The sequence below is a fragment of the Pseudomonas marginalis genome, from assembly GCF_900105325.1.
Taxonomy (GTDB): Bacteria; Pseudomonadota; Gammaproteobacteria; order Pseudomonadales; family Pseudomonadaceae; genus Aquipseudomonas; species Aquipseudomonas marginalis.
In genome coordinates this window covers 941,015-959,279 of the sequence record NZ_FNSU01000001.1, presented here as the reverse complement: position 1 = coordinate 959,279, position 18,265 = coordinate 941,015, and the positions used below count along the sequence as shown (strand labels likewise).

Here is an 18,265-nt window from a genome sequence, read left to right as displayed (position 1 = left end):
GACCCCAGGGTTATTGCCATGATTGAACCCAAACAACCCACATCCACACCTGTACTGCGCCAAGTGCTCGGCTGGGTTCTGGTGTTGCCACTGCTGGTCGCGCTGGTGCGGCTTCCGTATCCCTTGGGGCTGGGGCTGGCGCTCGGATCAATCGCCGCGTCCGTCTACGGCGTAGGGTTTGCCAGGCGCCATGCCAGCCGAGGCGTGACCGTATTCGCTGCAATCGTCACGCTGTTCAATCTGATTTCCCTGGTCGCCATCGGGGAGGCCTCAGTCATCATGGGGCTCTACAGGATTTCCTGGTTCTACTGGTACCCGTACTATTCCAACTGGGTTTACTGGAATGTCCAGGGCCAGTAAGAATTCCACCGCAAGAAACGTAGTGTTCAGTCCGGCGGATGGCAATACCGTAGGCCTGTAGCGTTTAACAACTGCCCCTCGAGGAGCCCGCTCATGCCTTACGAATACAAGCTCATGCCTTCCCCTGTCGGTGAGCTCACCCTGGTGGCGCGCGATGGCAAGCTCAGTGCCATCCTGTGGGAAGTCGAGCGCGCCAACCGTGTGCGCCTGGGTCAATTGCACGAAGCCAACGACAGCCCGGTGCTGTTGGAAACCGAGCGCCAGTTGAAGGAGTACTTTGCGGGGACTCGCCACACATTCGACCTGGAACTGGATTTCACCGGTACCGCCTTTCAGAAGCAGGTCTGGCAGGCGCTGCTGACTATTCCTTTTGGCGAAACCCGCAGCTACAGCCAGATCGCCCGGCAGATCGGCAACCCGAAAGCCGTACGTGCCGTGGGCGCTGCCAATGGGCGCAATCCTATCTCGATCATTGCGCCGTGCCATCGAGTGATTGGTGCCTCGGGCACCTTGACCGGGTTTGCCGGAGGACTCGACGCCAAGCAGTATCTGTTGACGCTTGAGGACCGCAGCCAGGTGAAAATGAGCTTCTGATCAGGCGATTGCAACCGGCCCCCGAGTAAAAGCCTGGTAATCGAATAAGCCTTCGAAACCCAGCTTGCGATACAGCGAGATCCCCTCCATCGTCGCTTCAAGAAAACAGCGCCGGGCCCCCAGGCTTGCAGCGTGAAGAAGGGCGGCTTGAAGCAATCGTGTGCCATAACCTCTTGCGCGAAAATCCACGAGCGTGCCGAAATCGCTAAGCCGTGCCTCCCCATTCCACATGGATAAAGTCAACGAACACCTCACCTGCCCCTCGGTGGAAAGGATGAAGTGGTGAAGCGATTGGCCCGCTTCAAGAGCCCGCTGGTGCCGGGCTTGATAACGTGCAACACCCTCGGGCGCCATCGAAAACGCATTGCCAAGGGGAACTGCCCAGTGGGCCAGGTTCCGAGTCAAGCTGATCTGCACCGAGCGGTCATCCGTAGATGAAACAAAGCCCGACAGATCGAGGACCATCGCAGTGGTCTTTTCGGCAGGCTGAAAACCCAGCCCGATGAGGGCCTCGGCTACCGCACCGACCTTTTCCTCATGAATCACGACGCGCGTATCCAGAAAGATACGACGAAGCAAGTCCAGGGGCGCTGCCATAGCCCCCCCCATCGGGGCACTGCCGACTCGGATAAACAGCAGGTTCCACGGGTCGAAATATTCGCCGGTAAAGTAAGCGTTGATACAAGCGTTGTAGTGGCGATGCTGCGAGCACGTCGCGGCGAAATAATGATCTTCGGTCTGGTGATAAAGCGTAGGCAGGTCGCAGGCGGTATCAGCGTGCATGGGAATTTCCGCATAAAAACCCAGTCTTGCGCCTATCGCTGCAGAGCGCCGTAGGCTCACTCCTAAGAACCCTGCAGAAAACGCACAATGTTGTTCACACCCTAAGTTGTAAAAAGAAATTTCAGAGCGTGCCTGTGGTCAGTATTTTCATCACTCACCTTTAAGGAAAACGGTCATGAAATTCTCTGCAGTCTCACAATCCCTGTCCCGTTGGGCAGGCAGTGCCCGGACGTTCTATGCGGCGGTCGCGTTGATTTTCCTGTGGAGCTTGAGCGGTCCGTACTTCCACTACAACGACACCTGGCAGTTGATCATCAACACTTCGACCACCATCATCACCTTCCTGATGGTGTTCCTGATCCAGAACACGCAAAACCGCGATAACGACATCCTGCACATCAAGATCGATGAACTGCTGCGGGTCTCCAAGGATGCGCAGAACGCCGTGCTGAGCCTGGATGGCCTGGACCGCAAGGAGCTGGAAAAACTGCGCCAGGAATACCGCAGCATCGGCAACACCGGCACCGTAAGCCTGAACAGCAGTTGCGGCCACGCGGCCGATGACGCGGCCCCGAACAAAACCGACCTGAACCAGGCGTAAAAAAACGGCGGTTGGACATGATCCAACCGCCGTTTTTCATATCAAGCGAAGGGCTCAACCGTCGCCTTGATGGCCCTTACCGTAGGTCGAGGCCAGGGCTCGGGCCTTTTGCAGACGTTCTTCCAGCTTGGGCAGCGTCTCATCCACCAGTGCCTTGATTTCCGGCACGTCCGAGGCCGCCCCTTCGCGCTTGAACAGGGCAATGGCGTCTTCGTTTTCCTTCACTTGCTGCGCGGTGTAGGCCGCGTCGAAGGAGTCGCCGTCCTTGAGTTCGGGCATCAGGGTTTCGGCCTTGTCGACGATCTTCTCCCGTGGGGCCACTGGCAGGTCGAGCTTCTTGGCGATCGCCGCCAAATGCTGGTTGGCCAGGGTGCGCTCGTTGATCACCTCGATGGTGTAGTCCTTGATTTCCTGGGACGAGGTCTTGGCGTGGGCCATGCGACTGGTTTCGATATCGGCCATGCCTTTGGCCGAAGCCTGCTCGATGAATTCAGCAGGCGACTGGGCGAAAGCATTGCTGGCGCCGAGGCCCAGCAGCATCGCGAAACTGGCGGTGCGTAACCGGATAGCCATGCGGCTCATGATGGGTTCCTCCAGGGCAAAAATAGGTGCGGGGAAAGACACCTCGCCCTGAATTCGAATTTTCCGGGCGGCAAAGGTTTAGAAAAAACTTACCCGTGCGACGAACGGTCGTGGCCCGTCAGGCGGGTTTGCTGCCGAACAGGCCTGGCAGCGCATGGGCCAGGGCATTGATGGCGAAGCCGATAAACATCACGCCGCAGAGCCTGGTGATGAGGATTTCATGGCGCTGATACACGGTGCGCACCCGCTGGGCACCGACCACGCCGATCAGGATCGCGTAGGCCAACAGGCCACCGACGAAGCTCAGGAAGATCAACGCCGGCAGCATCGACCAGGTCAGCAATTCGGCGCGGCTGGACAGCAATGCAGTAAATGTCGCCACGGCCACCGGATACGCCTTGGGGTTGGTCAAGCCGAACAGGATGCCGTGCCAGAACGGATGCCGCGCCGCGCCCTGGGGGGCTTCACTGCTGCGACGCTGGGTACGAATCGCGCGCCAGCCGAGCCAGAACAGGTACAGCCCACTGAGCACGCCGAGCACATCGAACGCGCTGCTGCCGACTTCCCGCGCGCCCACAATCGCGATCAGCGCCGTACTGCACCACAGCACATCGCCGAGCAAGTGCCCGCACAGAAACCCCGCCCCGGCACGACGCCCCCGGGCGGCGCCGATGCCAAACACCGCCAATACGCCGGGGCCAGGCGTAATACCGTAGATAAAACCCGAAGCGAGGACGGCGAGCAGCAAGGAGGGGGTCATGGGCGCGACTCTGACAAAGCATGGGAAGGTGGACGGATTCTGCACGTTCCTGCGCTATGGGTAAAACCTCATTCCCGCATAGGGATTGTCGCGGCAAGCCAACAGACGCGAAGCCAGGTCGCCGACATGGGCTTCGAGCTTATGGCCGTCGGGATCGAGGAAATAGAACGAGGCACCTTCGCTGCGATTGTCGCGCCACTCTTGCACCTTGGCGGCGCGCAGACGCGAGACCAGCGCAGCGAACTCACTCGTTGCGACTGTAAACGCATAGTGGGTGTAATCGGCCCCTGGCTTCGACTCGCGCAGCGGATCAAGCGACAGGCATAGCCATAGGCCCGGCAATGACAAATAGGCGCCGGAGTCCCAGGTGGCGTCGAGCTTGAGTTGCAGCAACTCATGGTAAAACCCGACGCTGCGCTGCAAATCGGTGACCGACAGGGTCAAGTGATTGAGGCCTGAGAGCATGAGCATTTTCCTTATCGGATCCCCCTGACGAACGGGGGTAAATCGTGAAGAGATGACAATGTAGTATGTTGCACTACATATCACTACATCGAGGCTCCCCATGTCTGTTATGTCCCTACGCATACCCGAAGACATCGCCGCCACGCTTGCCAGTCTCGCCAAGGCGACCGGGCGCAGCAAATCCTTTCTCGCAGTCGATGCATTACGCGAATATTTGACGCGCGAAGCGTGGCAAATCGAAGAAATTCAAAAAGCATTGAAAGAAGCAGACGCAGGCGAGTTCGCAACGGCTGCGGAAGTAAAAGCCGTCGCCGATAAATGGCGCACCAATGCAGGTTGAGTGGCTGAGGACAGCCCTCAAGAACCTTGATGATGAAGCCGCGTACATTGCGCAGGAAAATCCCAAAGCCGCCCATGAGTTCGTCCAGGCCATCATGGTTGGGCTAGGACATGTCGCTGAATTTCCTGCAGTGGGAAAGGAAGGTCGAGTGCCAGGAACGCGGGAGTGGGTAGTGCCTCGATGGCCTTACATCGTTCCCTACCGGATTCGAGATGGACGATTACAAGTGATGCGAATTTTTCATACACGTCGCCAGCCACCGACATCCTGGTAGCAACCATTCAGCCCTGTAACCCTCCCTGCACTCGCCCAATCAACCACTGCAACCCCGAATCCCCGCCTCGTCGCGCATGCCACGCCAGTTCAAAGGTAAACGACGGAATATGAAACGGCGGCGCCACGGCGACCAGATGCGGGTGATCAATATTCAGCAAGCCTCGCGACGATACGGTGAGAATCAAGTCCGTGCCCTCAATCAATTGCGGCGCCACGCCCCAGTGCGGCAGGCTGATCGCCACGTGCCGTCGTTCACGAATCGCCGTCAGCGCCCGTTCGATTTCCGGCGCGCCGCTGCCGCGCATTTCCAGCAGTACGTGGGGGCGCGACAGGTAGGTGGGCAGGTCGAGCGCACCGTTGTGCGGCAGGCTGTTGCGGTCCAGCAGGCAGGTGTAATGCTCTTCGAACAACGGCGCAGTGCGCAGCTCGGCGGGCATGTCGGGGAAGACACCGGCAGCCAGGTCCAGATCACCATTGAGCACACCGTCGACCATGCCTTCGCGGCTGGCCTGGATGATTTGCAGGTCGATACCGGGCGCCTCACGCCGCAGGACGCGGACCAGACCCGGCAGGAAAATCGCCGCACTGTAGTCCGACATCGCCACGCGAAACCGGCGCTTGGCCGATGCCGGGTCAAAGCGATTCGGCGCCAGCAGCGCCTGCACCTGGGCCAGGGCTTCAGCCAATGGCACCGCCAACTCCAGGGCACGGGCCGTGGGCACTAACATGCCGCCCTGGCGTACCAGCAACGGGTCACCCAATAAATCGCGCAAGCGCGCCAGCGCGTGGCTCACTGCCGGCTGGCTGAGGTGCAAACGCTCGGCGGCGCGGGTGACGTGTTGCTCACTGAGCAAGGCGTCAAGGACCACCAACAGGTTAAGGTCGATGCGGCGCAGATCATTCATCAGCTGCATGTTCTGTATAAAAACTTGGAATTTAAATTTGCGTGACGAATAGCCTAGAGTCCAGCAAAACCTCTGGGAGATTCGCCATGACGACTTTGCATTGGGCCGGTTTTTTGTTATTGGCGGTGATCGCCGGGGCGGTAGTGCCGTTTCAAAGTGCGATCAATGCCAACCTCGGACGCGGCCTTGGGCATCCGTTGTGGGTCACCCTGGCGTCGCTGCTGGTGAGCATCCTCGTGCTGCTGCCGGTGATCGTGGCGCTGCGCCTGCCGCTGCCCGGCCTCGCATTTATCACCAAGGCGCCGCTGTGGATGTGGGCCGGGGGCGCGTTTGGCGTGTGCTTTATCGCGCTGGCGTTGACGCTGCTGCCCAAGCTGGGCGCGTCGGGATTTATCGCCCTGGCCATGGCCGGGCAAATTCTCGCGTCGCTGCTGCTGGATCACTTCGGCCTGTTTGGCTTGGCCGAGCGCTCACTGACAACGCCCCGAATCCTTGGCGCGTTGTTGTTGATGGGCGGCGTGGCGTTGATTCAGTTCAGCGCCACACCGGCCCGAGCGCTGACAAACGCCGGCTGATCAGGCCTTGTCGAGGGTGCGCAGCTTTTGCGGCAGGCCCCACAGCAGCAGGGCCGCCGCCAACAACGCGCACACGCCGATCACATAGAGTGCCGGGGTGGTGCTGCCGGTAAGGTCCTTGATCCGCCCCACCATCACCGGGCTGACAATGCCGCCGAACTGCCCGAGGGTATTGATCACCGCAATCCCGCCCGCCGCGCCTGCGCCGGCACCGGCCAGCAACTTGGGCGGCAGGGTCCAGAAGGTCGGGATCGACGCGATGATGCCGGCGCCCAACATGCCCAGGGCGATGATCAGGAAGGTGGTGTGGTCGGCAAAGATCCCGGCACTGAAGAAGCCTACCGCGCCCAGCACCACCAAGCCGCAGACAAACTTGCGGCGCTCGCCGGTCGCGTCCGACAGCCGCCCGATCACCACCATGCTGATCGCGCCGCACACATAGGGAATCGCGGTGAGCAGGCCGATCATCACCGGGCTTTGGGTGCCGGCGCTGCGGATCAGCTGCGGCGCCCAGAAGTTGAGGCCGTAAGACGCCACCTGGATCAGGAAGTAGATAAACCCGAGCATCAGGAAGCCGGGAATGCGGATCGCCGACAGCAGTGAGCCGCCATGTGTGTTCGGCTCATGCCGGGCAATACGGCTCGACAGCAAAGTCTTCTCCGCCGGCGTCAGCCAGTGCGCGTCTTCGATACGGTCCTTGAGCAAGGTCAGCACCAGCAAGCCCAAGCCGATGCAGGGCAAGCCGCCGAGCAGGAACAGCCAGTGCCAGCCGCGCATCTGCAGCACGCCGTCGAGGTGTTCCAGCACCAGGCCGGAGAACGGCGCACCTACCAGGCCGGCAAAGGCGGACGCCAGGAACAGCATCGAGGTAATGCGCCCGCGGAAGTGCTGCGGGAACCACAACGTCAGGTAATACAGCACACCGGGCGCGAAGCCCGCCTCCATCGCACCGATGATGAAACGCAGGCCATAGAACTGCCATTCGGCGGTGACAAACACCATGGCCGCCGTGGCCAGGCCCCACGACATCATGATCCGCGCGATCCAGCGCCGCGCGCCGACCTTGTACAGCATCATGTTGCTCGGCACTTCAAAGATCACATACCCCACCACGAACAACCCGGCGCCCAGGCCGTAGGCGGTGTCGCTCAGGCTGAGGTCGGCCTGCAGCTGGAACTTGGCAAAGCTGATGTTGATGCGGTCAAAAAACGCGAACAGGTAACACACCATGATCAGCGGCATCAGGCGCCAGGCGACCTTGCTGACCAGGGCTTTTTCGGCATCGATTTCAGCGGCCGGGCGCGCGCCGGCCTCCAACGTATTAGTGCTCATGGTTTCTCTCCAGCGGACTGCTCACAGGCGTCCGATTGTTTTTGTTGTCTGGTATGGCGTTACAAGGCGGCGATGTAGTCCGGCGGCGGATGCAGGTCGCAATTGCGCCCGGCCTTGGCCACCTGGCCGGGTAATTCATGGCCCAGCAAGGCCGGCAAGCGGCGGGACAGGCTCAGCAGGTGCGGCAGGTCGACTCCGGTGTGAATGCCGACCTCTTCACACAGGTTGACCAGGTCCTCGGTGCAGATATTGCCCGACGCCCCCGGCGCAAACGGGCACCCACCCAGGCCACCCAACGCCGCGTCAAAACGCCGTGCCCCGGCTTCGTAGGCGGCCAGCACATTGCACAGGCCCAGGCCGCGGGTGTTATGAAAATGCAGGGTCAGGTCGCTGGCGGGCACGCGTTGCAACACGCGCTTGACCAGGCGTTCCACCTGGCGCGGGTTGGCCATGCCGGTGGTGTCGGCAAGGCTGATGCCCTGGATGCCCAGTTGCAGATAGGCGTCGACCAGTTGCAGTACGCGGTCTTCATCGATCCTGCCTTCGAACGGGCAGCCAAAGGTGGTGGCGATGCTGCCGTTGAGGCGTACCGGGTGCCCGGCGGCAAAGCTGACGATCTCGCCGAATGCCGCCAACGACGCCTCGCACCGCATGCGCATATTCGCCAGGTTGTGGGTCTGGCTGGCCGACATCACCAGATTCAGTTCATCGGCGCGCGACTCGACGGCGCGCTGGGCGCCCTTGAGGTTAGGGATCAGCGCAACGTAGATCACACCGGCTTTACGCTCGATGCCCTGGAACACGTGTTCGCCATCGCGCAATGCAGGGATGGCCTTGGGCGACACGAAAGAACCGGCTTCGATCCGCGAAAACCCGGCCAGGGAAAGCTGGTCGATCAGGGCGATCTTGTCAGCGGTTTCAACCCAGGTCGGTTCGATTTGCAGGCCATCGCGCGGGGACACTTCCTGCACGATCAGCGGGTCGCAATAGTCAGTGATCATTGCACCACTCCCGAGGTTTTCAGGCGTTGAATGTCGGCAACCGTAAGGCCCAGGCTGCCGAGAATGTCATCAGTGTGCTGGCCCAGGCTCGGGCCCTGCCAGTTCACGGCGCCGGGGGTTTCCGAGAGCTTGGGCACGATGCCGGGCATCTTCACCGACACACCGCCCGGCAGCTCGGCATTGAGCAACATGTCGCGCGCCTGGTAGTGCGGGTCGCTGACGATATCGGCCACGGAGTAGATGCGCCCGGCCGGCACTTCGGCGGCTTCCAGGGCGCTGAGCACCTGCTCGATAGGCAGGCTGCTGGTCCAGTGGGTGATGGCGGCATCGAGCAAAGCGCTTTTCGCCGCACGACCATCGTTGTGGGCGAATTCGGCGGCTTCGGCCAGGTCGGCACGGCCGATGGTGGTCATCAGGCGCTTGTAGATCGGGTCGCTGTTACCGGCGATCACCACATAGGCACCGTCGGCGGTCAGGTAGGTATTCGAAGGTGCGATACCGGGCAAGGCACCGCCGCTGCGCTCACGCACGTGGCCGAGCATGTCGTATTCGGGCACCAGGCTTTCCATCAGGTTGAACACGCTTTCCGCCAGGGACACATCGACAATCTGCCCGTCGCCCTGGCCGGTCTTGACCCGCAACAACGCCATCAGCGCGCCGATCACGCCATGCAACGACGCCAGGGAGTCGCCGAGGCTGACGCCGACCCGAGCCGGGGGCGAATCGGGGTTGCCGGTGGTGTAGCGAATCCCGCCCATGGCTTCGCCGATGGCACCGAAACCAGGGCGGTCGCGGTACGGGCCGGTCTGGCCGTAGCCGGAGATACGCACCAGGGTCAGCTTGGGGTTGAGCGCGTGCAGTACGTCCCAGCCCAGGCCGAGTTTTTCCAGGCCACCGGGGCGCAGGTTTTCGATCAGCACATCGGCGTCGCCGAGCAGTTGCTTGATCAGGTCCAGGCCTTCAGCGGACTTGAGGTCCAGCGCCAGGGATTTCTTGTTGCGCGATTGCAGGTACCACCACAGCGAGGTGCCTTCATGCAGCTTTCGCCATTTACGAAGTGGATCGCCCTGCCCCAGGGCTTCGATCTTGATCACCTCGGCACCGAACTCGGCCATCAGCCGGGCGGCGAACGGCGCGGCAATCAGCGTGCCGATCTCGATCACCTTGATACCGCTCAAGGGAGCCGTCATGGGGTGTACCTCTTATTCTTGGAATGTGCAGCCAAGGCTAGAGGACAGGGACAGGAAAAATCCAACCGTCAGTTGGCAAGGAGCGTTCGCTGAATGCGAACGCTCAGGTAATCGAACAGCAGCCGGCTCACGGGTGACAACTGCGCCTCATCGCGCACCACCAGGATCAAACTGCGGTCCGACCAGGCATCGGTCAGTGGCACGGCATGCAGGCCCAGGGCACGGCCAAACAACTCATAGGCCTTCAGCGGCAGGATGCCGATGCCCATGTTCGCCTGGACCATCCGGCACATAGCATCAAAGCCCGGCACATGAATACGCAGGCGCAGTGTCTTGCCGGCCTCGCGCGCGGCGGCGTGGGTGCGCATGTTGATCGAGCTGGCGGCGTGCAGGCCCACGTAGTCACTGTCCAGGGTCTCGGCGAAGGCCAGGCTTTTGCGCGGCGCCAAGGGGTGATCCGCCGGCATCAACACCACCAGTTTGTCGTGGCGATAGGTCACGCTGGGCAGGCCCTTGGTGTCGGTATCACTGGAGCAGATCCCCAGGTCCGCCACCCCATCCAGCACGCCTTGCACCACGCCATTGCTGGGGCGCTCTTCGAGGTCGGTTTTCACTTCGGGATGCAGCTCGGAAAAATCCCGCAAGTCTTCCGGAAGAAACTGAATAATCGCCGAGAGATTGGCCAGCATCCGCACGTAACCGCGCACGCCGTGGCTGTGCTCGCCAAGCTCCAGGCCCATTTTTTCCACGTTGAACAGCATCTGCCGAGCATGATGCAGCAGGGTTTCGCCGGCGGCGGTGAGGTCCATGCCCTTGGCCCGTCGCACGAACAGGCTCACCCCCAGCACCTGCTCCAGCTCCATCAAACGCTTGCTGGCTGCCGACACGGCGATGGCTTCGCGGGCGGCGGCGCGGGTCAGGGTGCCCTCTTCGAACACCGCGACGAACAACTGCAGGGTGATCAAGTCAAGGCGACGCACCAGGCTCTTGTGCAACATCAGGCGCGCTCGGACGCCAGGCGATTGATCTCGGCCTGTTCCACAACCGATTGCGGCGCGCCATGGCGCACCGCCGCGAGCATCGCCCGGCCGACAGTCTCCGTGCTCACCACCCAGCCCGGCTTGACCCGACGCACCAACGACAGCACTGGCCCGAGCACGGAATAGAAGGCTTGATACAACGGCGTCTTCGAGCGCACACCGTGCAGCGGCTGAATGATCCCCGGCCGGAACAGGTACACCGCCTTGAACGGCAGGCGCAGCAGGGCATTCTCGGTCTTGCCCTTGACCCGCGCCCACATCGACTTGCCCGCCTCGGAGCTGTCGGTACCGGCGCCGGACACGTAGATGAACGTCATTTGCGGATTAAGCCGCGCCAGGGTGCTGGCGGCGACGAGGGTCAGGTCATAAGTGAGGTGGGTGTACTTGGTTTCATTCAGGCCCGCCGAGGAGACGCCGAGGCAGAAGAAACACGCGTCAAACCCTTGCAGCAGGTTTTCCAGGGGTTGGAAATCCAGCATGTCGCTGTGCAACACCTGATGCAACTTGCCGTGTTCCCGGGTCAGGGGCGTGCGGCCGACGGCGACGACTTCCTGTACGTCATCGGCCAGCAGGCACTCGCGCAGGACGCCCTGGCCGACCATGCCGGTGGCACCGAATAACAGAACTCTCATCAAGTACTCCCTTCATCCATTTGGTTTCGACTACCCAAGAGACAGGTCCTTGAAGGCCATCGTCACATCCGGCCGGTAAGTGGACACCTTACTCAATCCTGCGGGATACGACCTCAACAAAACGCGAACGCCCCCCACTGCTTTCATTCACCCATCGGCTGGATGTCCATTGGAACTTACAAAATGTAGGAACTTACTCACAACAAAATGTCCATCCAGAGTAGCCCGCATGGGAAATATCTGACTTACCCTATCAAAAACTTCCATTTACTGTTCCTGCCTTACCCAAGGACAGGTAAAGCAAGTGAGAAATATGCAATCAAAAACCCAGTCAACAAACTACAAGAAACCAATAGATCAGGCCGACATCACAGTCAGGTCGAATTTGCGAACTCAATGTAAAAGCTCAAGACAACAACCAACTTATCGATAAACATGAGCGAAAACCCTATCACTTCTGCACGACGTCATATCTCGGCCTGTTAAAGCCTCGTGCGCAGATGAAATAGAAGTAAAAATAGCGCCTCACAATGACATGTGCCGGATCGAAGACTTAGGCAAAAAACGTAAAAATTTCGCTTACTTCGCAGACGGCGCATACAGCATAAGGGATTAGCAGACATTGATAGCCTGCTCTATTTGAAAGCGGGTTACGGACTCTTCCTTTATCTGGATAACTGCCACGACCTGTCAGCATTTGGAGATCATTGCTTTATTCAAAGTTGAAAGACTTAATACAGGAACACAAAGACGCAAAATAAATTGCGCATCAACTATACCCAACCGCCACATACGCACTCTTACATCTCAGTGAGCATAAGTTTTAATCATTGTTCGTATCTATACAGAGGAAGCCATTTACGATGACGTACGCAGAACTTAAGGCGCAGGACGCCGCCCCTTGAAAAACACCACCCGTCTCGCCCTCGCTTGCTGCGCCGCCTTCCTCGCCCAAGTCGGCATTAGCAGCTATTTGCCCGCTGTGCCGGTCATCGCCCAGTCCCTGCTCGCCGCCGAGGACTACGTCGCACTGGCCCTGGCGGTGTACCTGATGGGCATGGCGCTGCCGATGTTGCTCTGGGGCAGCCTGGGGGAGCGTTTTGGCAGAAAGCCGGTCCTGTTGGCGGCGCTGGCGATATATGCCTCGGCAAGCGCGGCGATTCCATCGGCATTTAACGTCGAATCTTTTTTGTCATTACGGCTGATTCAGGGTTTGGGGGCGGGTGGAGTCGCGGTCATGGCCAGGGTGTTGGTGCGGGACAGTTTCAGCGGGGCGCTTTTGGCCAGGGGGTTGTCGTGGCTGGGGATGACGTTTGTGATCGCGCTAGGTATCGGCCAGTTCATGGGGTCGCTGTTGCAGGTGGCCTTCGGCTGGAAGGCCATTTTCTATGGGTTGGCAATAAGTGCTGTCACGTTGATTGCTGTGTTGCAAAGCGTGGTGTTTCCGTCAGCGAAGAAGGCTGATTCGCCAGACTCAGCCTGGCGGATCTACACCACGATTGTGCGTCATCCCCCCTTTCTACACGCAGCATTGGCCGGTGGGCTGGGCTATGGGGTGATCATTGCCTTCAACACCTGTGCACCGCTGATACTGCAAGGGCGTTTCGAGTGGAGCGCGGCGCAGTACGGCTGGCTGGGGTGGCCGATCAGCGGGGCCTATCTGGCGGGGGCGTTGATGGTCAACCGCTTCGTCGCGCGGATGGGGCGGTTGACGATGATGAGCTGGGGCGTGGGGCTGGCGTTAACGGGAGCGGCGCTGATGCTGTTGGGCAGTGTGTTTGCCAGCGGGATCGCGCTGTTGTTGTGGCTGCCCTATTGCCTGGCGATATTTGGGCAATCGATGAGTTACCCCATCAGTTTGTCACTGGCTAATGATCAGTCGCCGGTCGGCGGTTCCTATGCCATCGCCTTGAGCGGCTTCATGCATCAGTTGATGGCGGCGTTGATCGGCGGCGTAGCAAGCCTGCTGGTGAGTCAGCAGGCATGGCCATTGGCGCTCTTGTGCGTGGCGTTGGCTGGCGGCGCATTTATATGTGCCGCCAGTTGCCGGACAGATCAGAACGCGCTGCGAAAGATCTCCTCAATCTGACGCTGATCGGCGCGCCGTGGGTTGGTCAGCCCGCACGCGTCCTTCAATGCATTGGTAGCCAGCAGCGGAATGTCCTGCAACTTGGCCCCCAGTTCGCGCAGGCCGGCGGGGATTTCAACGTCCTGGGACAACGCTCGAATAGCCGCGATGGCCGCCTGAGCCCCCTCTTCCACAGTAATACCCTGGGTGTCCGCGCCCAGCGCGCGGCCGACATCGCTCAAGCGCTTGGCACTGACGCTGGCGTTGAAGCTTTGCACATGGGGCAGCAGCACCGCGTTGCACACGCCGTGAGGCAGGTCGTAGAGACCGCCGAGTTGGTGGGCCATGGCATGCACGAAACCCAGGGACGCATTGTTGAACGCCATGCCTGCGAGGAACTGGGCATAGGCCATGTTTTCCCGCGCGGCCTTGTCGCTGCCGTCGCGTACGGCCAGGCGCAGGTTGGCGCTGATCAGTTCGATGGCCTTGATCGCGCAGGCGTCAGTGATCGGAGTGGCCGCCGTGGACACGTAGGCTTCGATGGCGTGGGTCAGGGCGTCCATGCCGGTGGCGGCGGTGAGGCCCTTGGGCATGCCGACCATCAGACTCGGGTCGTTGACCGACAGCAGTGGCGTGACGTTGCGGTCGACGATAGCCATTTTCACGTGGCGGGTTTCGTCGGTGATGATGCAGAAACGCGTCATCTCGCTGGCGGTGCCGGCGGTGGTGTTGATCGCCACCAAGGGCATCTGCGGCTTGCTGGATTGGTCGACGCCTTCGTAGTCGCTGATATGCCCGCCGTTGGTGGCGCACAGGGCGATGCCCTTGGCACAGTCATGGGGCGAACCGCCGCCCAGGGACACTACGAAATCGCAGGCGCTCTGCTGCAGCAACGCCAGGCCTTTCTCGACGTTTTCCACATTGGGGTTGGGCTTGGCGCCGTCGTAGACCACCGAATCGATGTCCTGCATCGCCAACTTCTCGGCGATCATGCTGGCCACGCCCGCCTTGGCCAGGCCTGCGTCGGTGACGATCAGCGCTTTGCGAAAACCGTAGTTGCGAATGGCGTTCATGGCTTCGTCGAGGCAGTCGGTGCCCATGATGTTGACGGCGGGAATGAAGAAGGTGCTGCTCATGGCGAATCCTCGGATGACGTGTATGCCTACAGCATCAACCTCACTTGCCTGCGGCATCTTGACCAGGATCAACGCCGGCTCGTGATAAAGTCGCCATCCAGCCGATTTCGAGTAGACCCACAGCAATGAAGGATTTCCAGGATATTGACGCCCACCTTGAAGACTGGAGCACCCTGCGCAGCAGCACCGTCTTCAGTGGGATTCTGATCGGCAATGGCGCGAGCCGCACGATTTGGGAAGACTTTGCCTACGACTCGCTGTTCGAAAACGCACGCACCGTCGAAGAAAAACCCCTCGGCCCATCCGAGCTCAGCGTGTTCGACGCCCTGCAGACCCGCAGCTTCGAGCAGACCCTGGGGGCATTGAAAACCACCAGCCGAGTCAACAAGGCCCTGGCGGTCAGCTCGGCGGCACCGCGTAATCGCTACTACGCGATCAAGGAAGCGCTGATCAATACCATCCACGCCGTGCACATTCCGTGGCGGCTGGTGCAGCCGTCGACGCTGGCGACGATCAACCGCGAACTGGCGAACTACACCAGCGTGTTCACCACCAATTACGACCTGCTCAACTATTGGGCGATCCTGCACACGCCGGGCATCGACGACCTGTTCCGCAGCGCCGACTCGAGCTTCGACCTGCGCAACACCCACACCGATACCACGCGCATCCTCTACCTGCACGGCGGCCTGCACCTGGTGCGCAACCTTGACGGCACCGCACGCAAATTGCCGAGCACCGACAGCACCTTGCTCAGCAGCTTTGCGATCAACAACACGATCAAGACCCTGGACGATGTGCCGCTGTTTATCAACGAAGGCACGGTGCAAGAGAAGCTCAAGACCATCCGCAGCTCGGATTACCTGTCGTTCTGCTATGAACAGTTGCTGAGCCACGAGGGCGCGCTGTGCATCTTTGGCCATGACCTGGGGCCGCAGGACCAACACGTGGTGGATGCAATTCGCCAGGCCCGCCCCGCGACCCTGGCGATCTCGGTATCGGGCCGCAGCGACGGGTTTATTCGCCAGCAGAAGCGGCGGTATTCGCAGTTGTTTGATGGCAGTGGCGCGCAGTTGAAGTTTTTTGCCGCGCGCACGCATCCGTTGGGTGATCCGGCCCTGTCGGTACCTGTCGAACGTTGAGCCACCGGTGGGAGGGACTTGTTCCCGCCCATACCGATCGCATTTCAAACCGTCAGCGCGGTCATTCTTGCGAGCTGTGTACAACCACCAATAGCTGCGCCTGCACAGGCCCTACCGAACGCAGCCGATGCGGCTTCTGGGCATTGAAATGCAGCGCATCGCCGCGCTCCAGAATCACCCGCTCGTTCATGAAATCCACTTCTACCGCCCCTTCATGCACGAACAAGAACTCCTCTCCAAGGTGCTCCTTGAAGGTTTTGTCGGAGAATTGCGCCGGCGGGTAGATGATGAACGGCAACAAGCTGCGCTCACTGACCTGATGGGCCAGTACTGCGTAACCCGGCGCGGTGTCGGGCCGCTCATGGCTGCGCACCAGGCTGTAGCTGTCGAGGCTGACGCGGTCTTCGCTGAACAGCTCTTCGACCTTCACGTTCAACGCCTTGGCCAGTTTCAACGCAGCGGCAATCGACGGCGTGTTGAGCCCGCGCTCGACCTTGGACAGGTAACTCTTGGTCATCCCGGATTTTTCAGCCAGGGCCTCCAAGGTTACGCCAAGTTTTTTCCTCAATAATTTCAAACGGATAGACATGTGCTGCGGTTAATCCATGCAGAAGCGATAAGCTGCGCTTGCCAATGACACTTTGTGTCATATAGCATCATTAGTGTCATTTGCCTCACCCAACGACCTTGCGAGCAGAGGGAGACCAGCAAATCCGACGTCCATTGAACCACCCAAAGGACACCGATATGGCCAAGACATTAGCACTCCCCAAAGACCAACTGGTCAAGCAAGCGCTGGTCCAGATGCAAAACACCCTGGCGGATAATACGTGGACCGTCCGGCAAAAGCTGGCGCTCACTTGCCGAATCCTGTTCGAACACGGCCACGACTCCGGCCTCGCCGGCCAGATCACCGCGCGCGGGCCTGAACAGGGCACCTACTACACCCAGCAACTGGGCCTGGGTTTTGATGAAATCACGGCCAGCAACCTGTTGCTGGTCAACGAGGATCTTGAGGTGCTGGAAGGTCACGGCATCCCCAACCCGGCCAACCGCTTTCACAGCTGGGTGTACCGCGGGCGAGCGGATGTGAATTGCATTATTCATACGCACCCGACCCATATCGCTGCGCTGTCGATGTTGGAAGTGCCGTTGCAGGTGTCCCACATGGACCTTTGCCCGTTGTACGAAGACTGCGCGTTCCTGGAGGCCTGGCCGGGTGTGCCGGTGGGCAATGAAGAGGGGGAAATCATCACCGAGGCCCTGGGCGACAAGCGCGCGATCCTGCTGTCGCACCACGGCCAGTTGTCGACCGGGGCGAGTGTCGAGGAAGCCTGCGTGATCGCGCAGTTGATCGAACGCGCGGCCAAGTTGCAGTTGCTCGCCATGGCAGCCGGTGCGATCAAGCCGATCCTGCCGCAACTGGGGCGCGAAGCCCATGCCTGGATTTCCCGCCCCAAGCGCCACGGCGCCGCGTTCAATTACTACGTGCGGCAGAACCTGCGCCAGCACGCCGATTGCCTGAACTGACCCGCCCTTTTTCTACCGGAGACTTTCCATGTCCAGCCCAACTATTCACGGCATCATCGGCTACACCATCACCCCGTTCAGCGCTGACGGCCAGCGCATCGACCTCGACGCCCTCGGTCGTTCCATCGACCGTTTGATCGACAGCGGCGTGCACGCCATCGCGCCCCTGGGCAGCACCGGTGAAGGTGCGTATTTGAGCGATGCCGAGTGGGACGAAGTCAGCGCCTACAGCCTGGCAAAAATCGCCCGGCGCGTGCCCACGGTGGTCAGCGTCTCCGACCTGACCACCGCCAAGGCCGTGCGCCGCGCCCGCTACGCCGAAGCCAATGGCGCGGATGTGGTGATGGTGCTGCCGGCCTCGTATTGGAAGCTCAGCGAGGCGGAAATCCTCGCCCACTACGCCGCGATCGGCGACAGCATCGGCGTGCCGATCATGCTCTACAACAACCCGGCCACCAGCGGTACGGACATGTCGGTGGATCTGATCCTGCGTATCGTCAAGCAGGTGGCAAATGTGACGATGGTCAAGGAGAGCACCGGGGACGTTCAACGCATGCATCAACTGCGGCGCCACAGCGACGTGCCGTTCTACAACGGCTGCAACCCGCTGGCCCTGGAAGCCTTTGCGGCCGGAGCCAAGGGTTGGTGCACGGCGGCGCCCAACCTGATCCCGCACCTGAACCTGGCATTGTATGCGGCAGTACTGGCCAATGACCTGGACAAGGCGCGCGAGCTGTTTTATCAGCAGTTGCCGTTGCTGGAGTTCATCCTCAAGGGCGGGTTGCCGGCGACGATCAAGGCCGGGCTGCGCCTGACCGGGTTGGAGGCGGGCGAGCCTCGCTTGCCGGTGTTTCCATTGGGTGAAGCAGGGATCGAACAACTGAAGACCTTGCTGCGGTAAAACTGCGACCTTATGTGGGAGGGGTTTGCCTCCTCCCTATATTTTAATCCGG

Annotated in this window: 22 protein-coding genes; 10 read left to right on the top strand and 12 right to left on the bottom strand. The window is 60.5% G+C overall.

The window, feature by feature from the left end; translation table 11 throughout:
• Positions 1-18: 18 nt before the first annotated feature.
• A complete protein-coding gene (locus tag BLW22_RS04650; RefSeq protein WP_065928236.1) occupies positions 19-360 on the top strand; it encodes a hypothetical protein in 342 nt (113 codons plus the stop codon).
• A 93-nt stretch (positions 361-453) separates the two neighbouring features.
• A complete protein-coding gene (locus BLW22_RS04645) occupies positions 454-954 on the top strand; it encodes a methylated-DNA--[protein]-cysteine S-methyltransferase (RefSeq protein ID WP_065928237.1) in 501 nt (166 codons plus the stop codon).
• Here BLW22_RS04645 and BLW22_RS04640 read toward each other — a convergent pair whose 3' ends face one another.
• Positions 955-1,737 carry a GNAT family N-acetyltransferase gene (locus BLW22_RS04640; RefSeq protein ID WP_074844389.1) on the bottom strand — a complete coding sequence of 261 codons (783 nt, stop codon included), beginning with the start codon at positions 1,735-1,737 and terminating at the stop codon, positions 955-957.
• Between the two features lie 175 nt (positions 1,738-1,912).
• Between BLW22_RS04640 and BLW22_RS04635 the strand changes: the two genes are divergently transcribed.
• Positions 1,913-2,338: a low affinity iron permease family protein gene (locus BLW22_RS04635; protein WP_027604355.1), complete on the top strand. Its 426-nt coding sequence runs from the start codon at positions 1,913-1,915 to the stop codon at positions 2,336-2,338.
• 54 nt (positions 2,339-2,392) lie between these two features.
• Here BLW22_RS04635 and BLW22_RS04630 read toward each other — a convergent pair whose 3' ends face one another.
• The 3 genes from BLW22_RS04630 to fos all read right to left on the bottom strand — a co-directional run bounded on the left by BLW22_RS04630 (position 2,393) and on the right by fos (position 4,145).
• Entirely contained in the window at positions 2,393-2,920 is a 528-nt protein-coding gene (locus BLW22_RS04630) for a DUF4142 domain-containing protein (protein ID WP_027604356.1), read from the bottom strand.
• Between the two features lie 118 nt (positions 2,921-3,038).
• Positions 3,039-3,680, bottom strand: coding sequence for a LysE family translocator (locus tag BLW22_RS04625; protein WP_027604357.1), 642 nt, complete (start codon positions 3,678-3,680; stop codon positions 3,039-3,041).
• Between the two features lie 54 nt (positions 3,681-3,734).
• Complete coding sequence (gene fos, locus BLW22_RS04620) at positions 3,735-4,145, bottom strand: fosfomycin resistance glutathione transferase (RefSeq protein ID WP_074844387.1); 411 nt, start codon at positions 4,143-4,145, stop codon at positions 3,735-3,737.
• A gap of 100 nt (positions 4,146-4,245) precedes the next feature.
• Between fos and BLW22_RS04615 the strand changes: the two genes are divergently transcribed.
• On the top strand, positions 4,246-4,485 hold the full coding sequence (locus BLW22_RS04615; RefSeq protein WP_065928241.1) for a CopG family ribbon-helix-helix protein: 240 nt from the start codon (positions 4,246-4,248) through the stop codon (positions 4,483-4,485).
• Positions 4,475-4,759, top strand: coding sequence for a type II toxin-antitoxin system RelE/ParE family toxin (locus BLW22_RS04610; RefSeq protein WP_074844384.1), 285 nt, complete (start codon positions 4,475-4,477; stop codon positions 4,757-4,759). The genes BLW22_RS04615 and BLW22_RS04610 overlap by 11 nt, the downstream gene beginning before the upstream one ends.
• A gap of 7 nt (positions 4,760-4,766) precedes the next feature.
• On the opposite strand, the gene BLW22_RS04605 is transcribed toward BLW22_RS04610, so the two are convergent.
• Positions 4,767-5,675 carry a LysR family transcriptional regulator gene (locus tag BLW22_RS04605; RefSeq protein WP_235865554.1) on the bottom strand — a complete coding sequence of 303 codons (909 nt, stop codon included), beginning with the start codon at positions 5,673-5,675 and terminating at the stop codon, positions 4,767-4,769.
• Positions 5,676-5,752: 77 nt separating this feature from the next.
• On the opposite strand from BLW22_RS04605, the gene BLW22_RS04600 reads away from it, so the two are divergent.
• Positions 5,753-6,241, top strand: a complete 489-nt coding sequence (locus BLW22_RS04600; protein ID WP_074844378.1) for a DMT family transporter — start codon at positions 5,753-5,755, stop codon at positions 6,239-6,241.
• Here BLW22_RS04600 and BLW22_RS04595 read toward each other — a convergent pair whose 3' ends face one another.
• The 5 genes from BLW22_RS04595 to BLW22_RS04575 all read right to left on the bottom strand — a co-directional run bounded on the left by BLW22_RS04595 (position 6,242) and on the right by BLW22_RS04575 (position 11,436).
• A complete protein-coding gene (locus tag BLW22_RS04595; protein WP_027604361.1) occupies positions 6,242-7,573 on the bottom strand; it encodes an MFS transporter in 1,332 nt (443 codons plus the stop codon). It abuts the gene before it with no gap.
• A gap of 59 nt (positions 7,574-7,632) precedes the next feature.
• Complete coding sequence (locus BLW22_RS04590; protein ID WP_065928245.1) at positions 7,633-8,574, bottom strand: hydroxymethylglutaryl-CoA lyase; 942 nt, start codon at positions 8,572-8,574, stop codon at positions 7,633-7,635.
• Positions 8,571-9,764, bottom strand: a complete 1,194-nt coding sequence (locus tag BLW22_RS04585) for a CaiB/BaiF CoA transferase family protein (protein ID WP_065928246.1) — start codon at positions 9,762-9,764, stop codon at positions 8,571-8,573. Before BLW22_RS04585 ends, BLW22_RS04590 begins: the two co-directional genes overlap by 4 nt.
• A gap of 68 nt (positions 9,765-9,832) precedes the next feature.
• On the bottom strand, positions 9,833-10,762 hold the full coding sequence (locus BLW22_RS04580; protein WP_074844375.1) for a LysR family transcriptional regulator: 930 nt from the start codon (positions 10,760-10,762) through the stop codon (positions 9,833-9,835).
• Entirely contained in the window at positions 10,762-11,436 is a 675-nt protein-coding gene (locus tag BLW22_RS04575; protein WP_074844372.1) for an NAD(P)H-binding protein, read from the bottom strand. Before BLW22_RS04575 ends, BLW22_RS04580 begins: the two co-directional genes overlap by 1 nt.
• Before the next feature lie 901 nt (positions 11,437-12,337).
• Between BLW22_RS04575 and BLW22_RS04570 the strand changes: the two genes are divergently transcribed.
• Positions 12,338-13,525 (top strand): MFS transporter, encoded by a 1,188-nt coding sequence (locus BLW22_RS04570; RefSeq protein ID WP_074844369.1) that lies wholly within the window; start codon positions 12,338-12,340, stop codon positions 13,523-13,525.
• Here BLW22_RS04570 and yiaY read toward each other — a convergent pair.
• Positions 13,492-14,640, bottom strand: a complete 1,149-nt coding sequence (yiaY, locus tag BLW22_RS04565) for an L-threonine dehydrogenase (RefSeq protein WP_065928250.1) — start codon at positions 14,638-14,640, stop codon at positions 13,492-13,494. The two genes, BLW22_RS04570 and yiaY, sit on opposite strands and share 34 nt — an antisense overlap.
• Positions 14,641-14,765: 125 nt before the next feature.
• Between yiaY and BLW22_RS04560 the strand changes: the two genes are divergently transcribed.
• Positions 14,766-15,782: a DUF4917 family protein gene (locus BLW22_RS04560; protein ID WP_074844366.1), complete on the top strand. Its 1,017-nt coding sequence runs from the start codon at positions 14,766-14,768 to the stop codon at positions 15,780-15,782.
• Positions 15,783-15,843: 61 nt separating this feature from the next.
• Here the strand turns inward: BLW22_RS04560 and BLW22_RS04555 are convergent, their stop codons facing one another.
• Entirely contained in the window at positions 15,844-16,371 is a 528-nt protein-coding gene (locus tag BLW22_RS04555; RefSeq protein ID WP_027604369.1) for a helix-turn-helix domain-containing protein, read from the bottom strand.
• 158 nt (positions 16,372-16,529) lie between these two features.
• Between BLW22_RS04555 and BLW22_RS04550 the strand changes: the two genes are divergently transcribed.
• Both BLW22_RS04550 and BLW22_RS04545 read left to right on the top strand, forming a co-directional pair.
• The gene (locus BLW22_RS04550) at positions 16,530-17,312 is read left to right on the top strand and encodes an aldolase (RefSeq protein WP_065928252.1); all 783 of its coding nucleotides are present in this window, start codon (positions 16,530-16,532) and stop codon (positions 17,310-17,312) included.
• Positions 17,313-17,340: 28 nt separating this feature from the next.
• Positions 17,341-18,213, top strand: a complete 873-nt coding sequence (locus BLW22_RS04545) for a dihydrodipicolinate synthase family protein (RefSeq protein ID WP_065928253.1) — start codon at positions 17,341-17,343, stop codon at positions 18,211-18,213.
• The last annotated feature ends 52 nt before the right edge of the window (positions 18,214-18,265 follow it).

Excerpts from the sequence above, each read along its gene's own strand:
- BLW22_RS04650 (WP_065928236.1), top strand. The coding sequence starts at position 19 with ATGATTGAACCCAAACAACCCACATCCACACCTGTACTGCGCCAAGTG.
- BLW22_RS04645 (WP_065928237.1), top strand. The coding sequence starts at position 454 with ATGCCTTACGAATACAAGCTCATGCCTTCCCCTGTCGGTGAGCTCACC.
- BLW22_RS04640 (WP_074844389.1), bottom strand. The coding sequence starts at position 1,737 with ATGCACGCTGATACCGCCTGCGACCTGCCTACGCTTTATCACCAGACC.
- BLW22_RS04635 (WP_027604355.1), top strand. The coding sequence starts at position 1,913 with ATGAAATTCTCTGCAGTCTCACAATCCCTGTCCCGTTGGGCAGGCAGT.
- BLW22_RS04630 (WP_027604356.1), bottom strand. The coding sequence starts at position 2,920 with ATGAGCCGCATGGCTATCCGGTTACGCACCGCCAGTTTCGCGATGCTG.
- BLW22_RS04625 (WP_027604357.1), bottom strand. The coding sequence starts at position 3,680 with ATGACCCCCTCCTTGCTGCTCGCCGTCCTCGCTTCGGGTTTTATCTAC.
- fos (WP_074844387.1), bottom strand. The coding sequence starts at position 4,145 with ATGCTCTCAGGCCTCAATCACTTGACCCTGTCGGTCACCGATTTGCAG.
- BLW22_RS04615 (WP_065928241.1), top strand. The coding sequence starts at position 4,246 with ATGTCTGTTATGTCCCTACGCATACCCGAAGACATCGCCGCCACGCTT.
- BLW22_RS04610 (WP_074844384.1), top strand. The coding sequence starts at position 4,475 with ATGCAGGTTGAGTGGCTGAGGACAGCCCTCAAGAACCTTGATGATGAA.
- BLW22_RS04605 (WP_235865554.1), bottom strand. The coding sequence starts at position 5,675 with ATGCAGCTGATGAATGATCTGCGCCGCATCGACCTTAACCTGTTGGTG.
- BLW22_RS04600 (WP_074844378.1), top strand. The coding sequence starts at position 5,753 with ATGACGACTTTGCATTGGGCCGGTTTTTTGTTATTGGCGGTGATCGCC.
- BLW22_RS04595 (WP_027604361.1), bottom strand. The coding sequence starts at position 7,573 with ATGAGCACTAATACGTTGGAGGCCGGCGCGCGCCCGGCCGCTGAAATC.
- BLW22_RS04590 (WP_065928245.1), bottom strand. The coding sequence starts at position 8,574 with ATGATCACTGACTATTGCGACCCGCTGATCGTGCAGGAAGTGTCCCCG.
- BLW22_RS04585 (WP_065928246.1), bottom strand. The coding sequence starts at position 9,764 with ATGACGGCTCCCTTGAGCGGTATCAAGGTGATCGAGATCGGCACGCTG.
- BLW22_RS04580 (WP_074844375.1), bottom strand. The coding sequence starts at position 10,762 with ATGTTGCACAAGAGCCTGGTGCGTCGCCTTGACTTGATCACCCTGCAG.
- BLW22_RS04575 (WP_074844372.1), bottom strand. The coding sequence starts at position 11,436 with ATGAGAGTTCTGTTATTCGGTGCCACCGGCATGGTCGGCCAGGGCGTC.
- yiaY (WP_065928250.1), bottom strand. The coding sequence starts at position 14,640 with ATGAGCAGCACCTTCTTCATTCCCGCCGTCAACATCATGGGCACCGAC.
- BLW22_RS04560 (WP_074844366.1), top strand. The coding sequence starts at position 14,766 with ATGAAGGATTTCCAGGATATTGACGCCCACCTTGAAGACTGGAGCACC.
- BLW22_RS04555 (WP_027604369.1), bottom strand. The coding sequence starts at position 16,371 with ATGTCTATCCGTTTGAAATTATTGAGGAAAAAACTTGGCGTAACCTTG.
- BLW22_RS04550 (WP_065928252.1), top strand. The coding sequence starts at position 16,530 with ATGGCCAAGACATTAGCACTCCCCAAAGACCAACTGGTCAAGCAAGCG.
- BLW22_RS04545 (WP_065928253.1), top strand. The coding sequence starts at position 17,341 with ATGTCCAGCCCAACTATTCACGGCATCATCGGCTACACCATCACCCCG.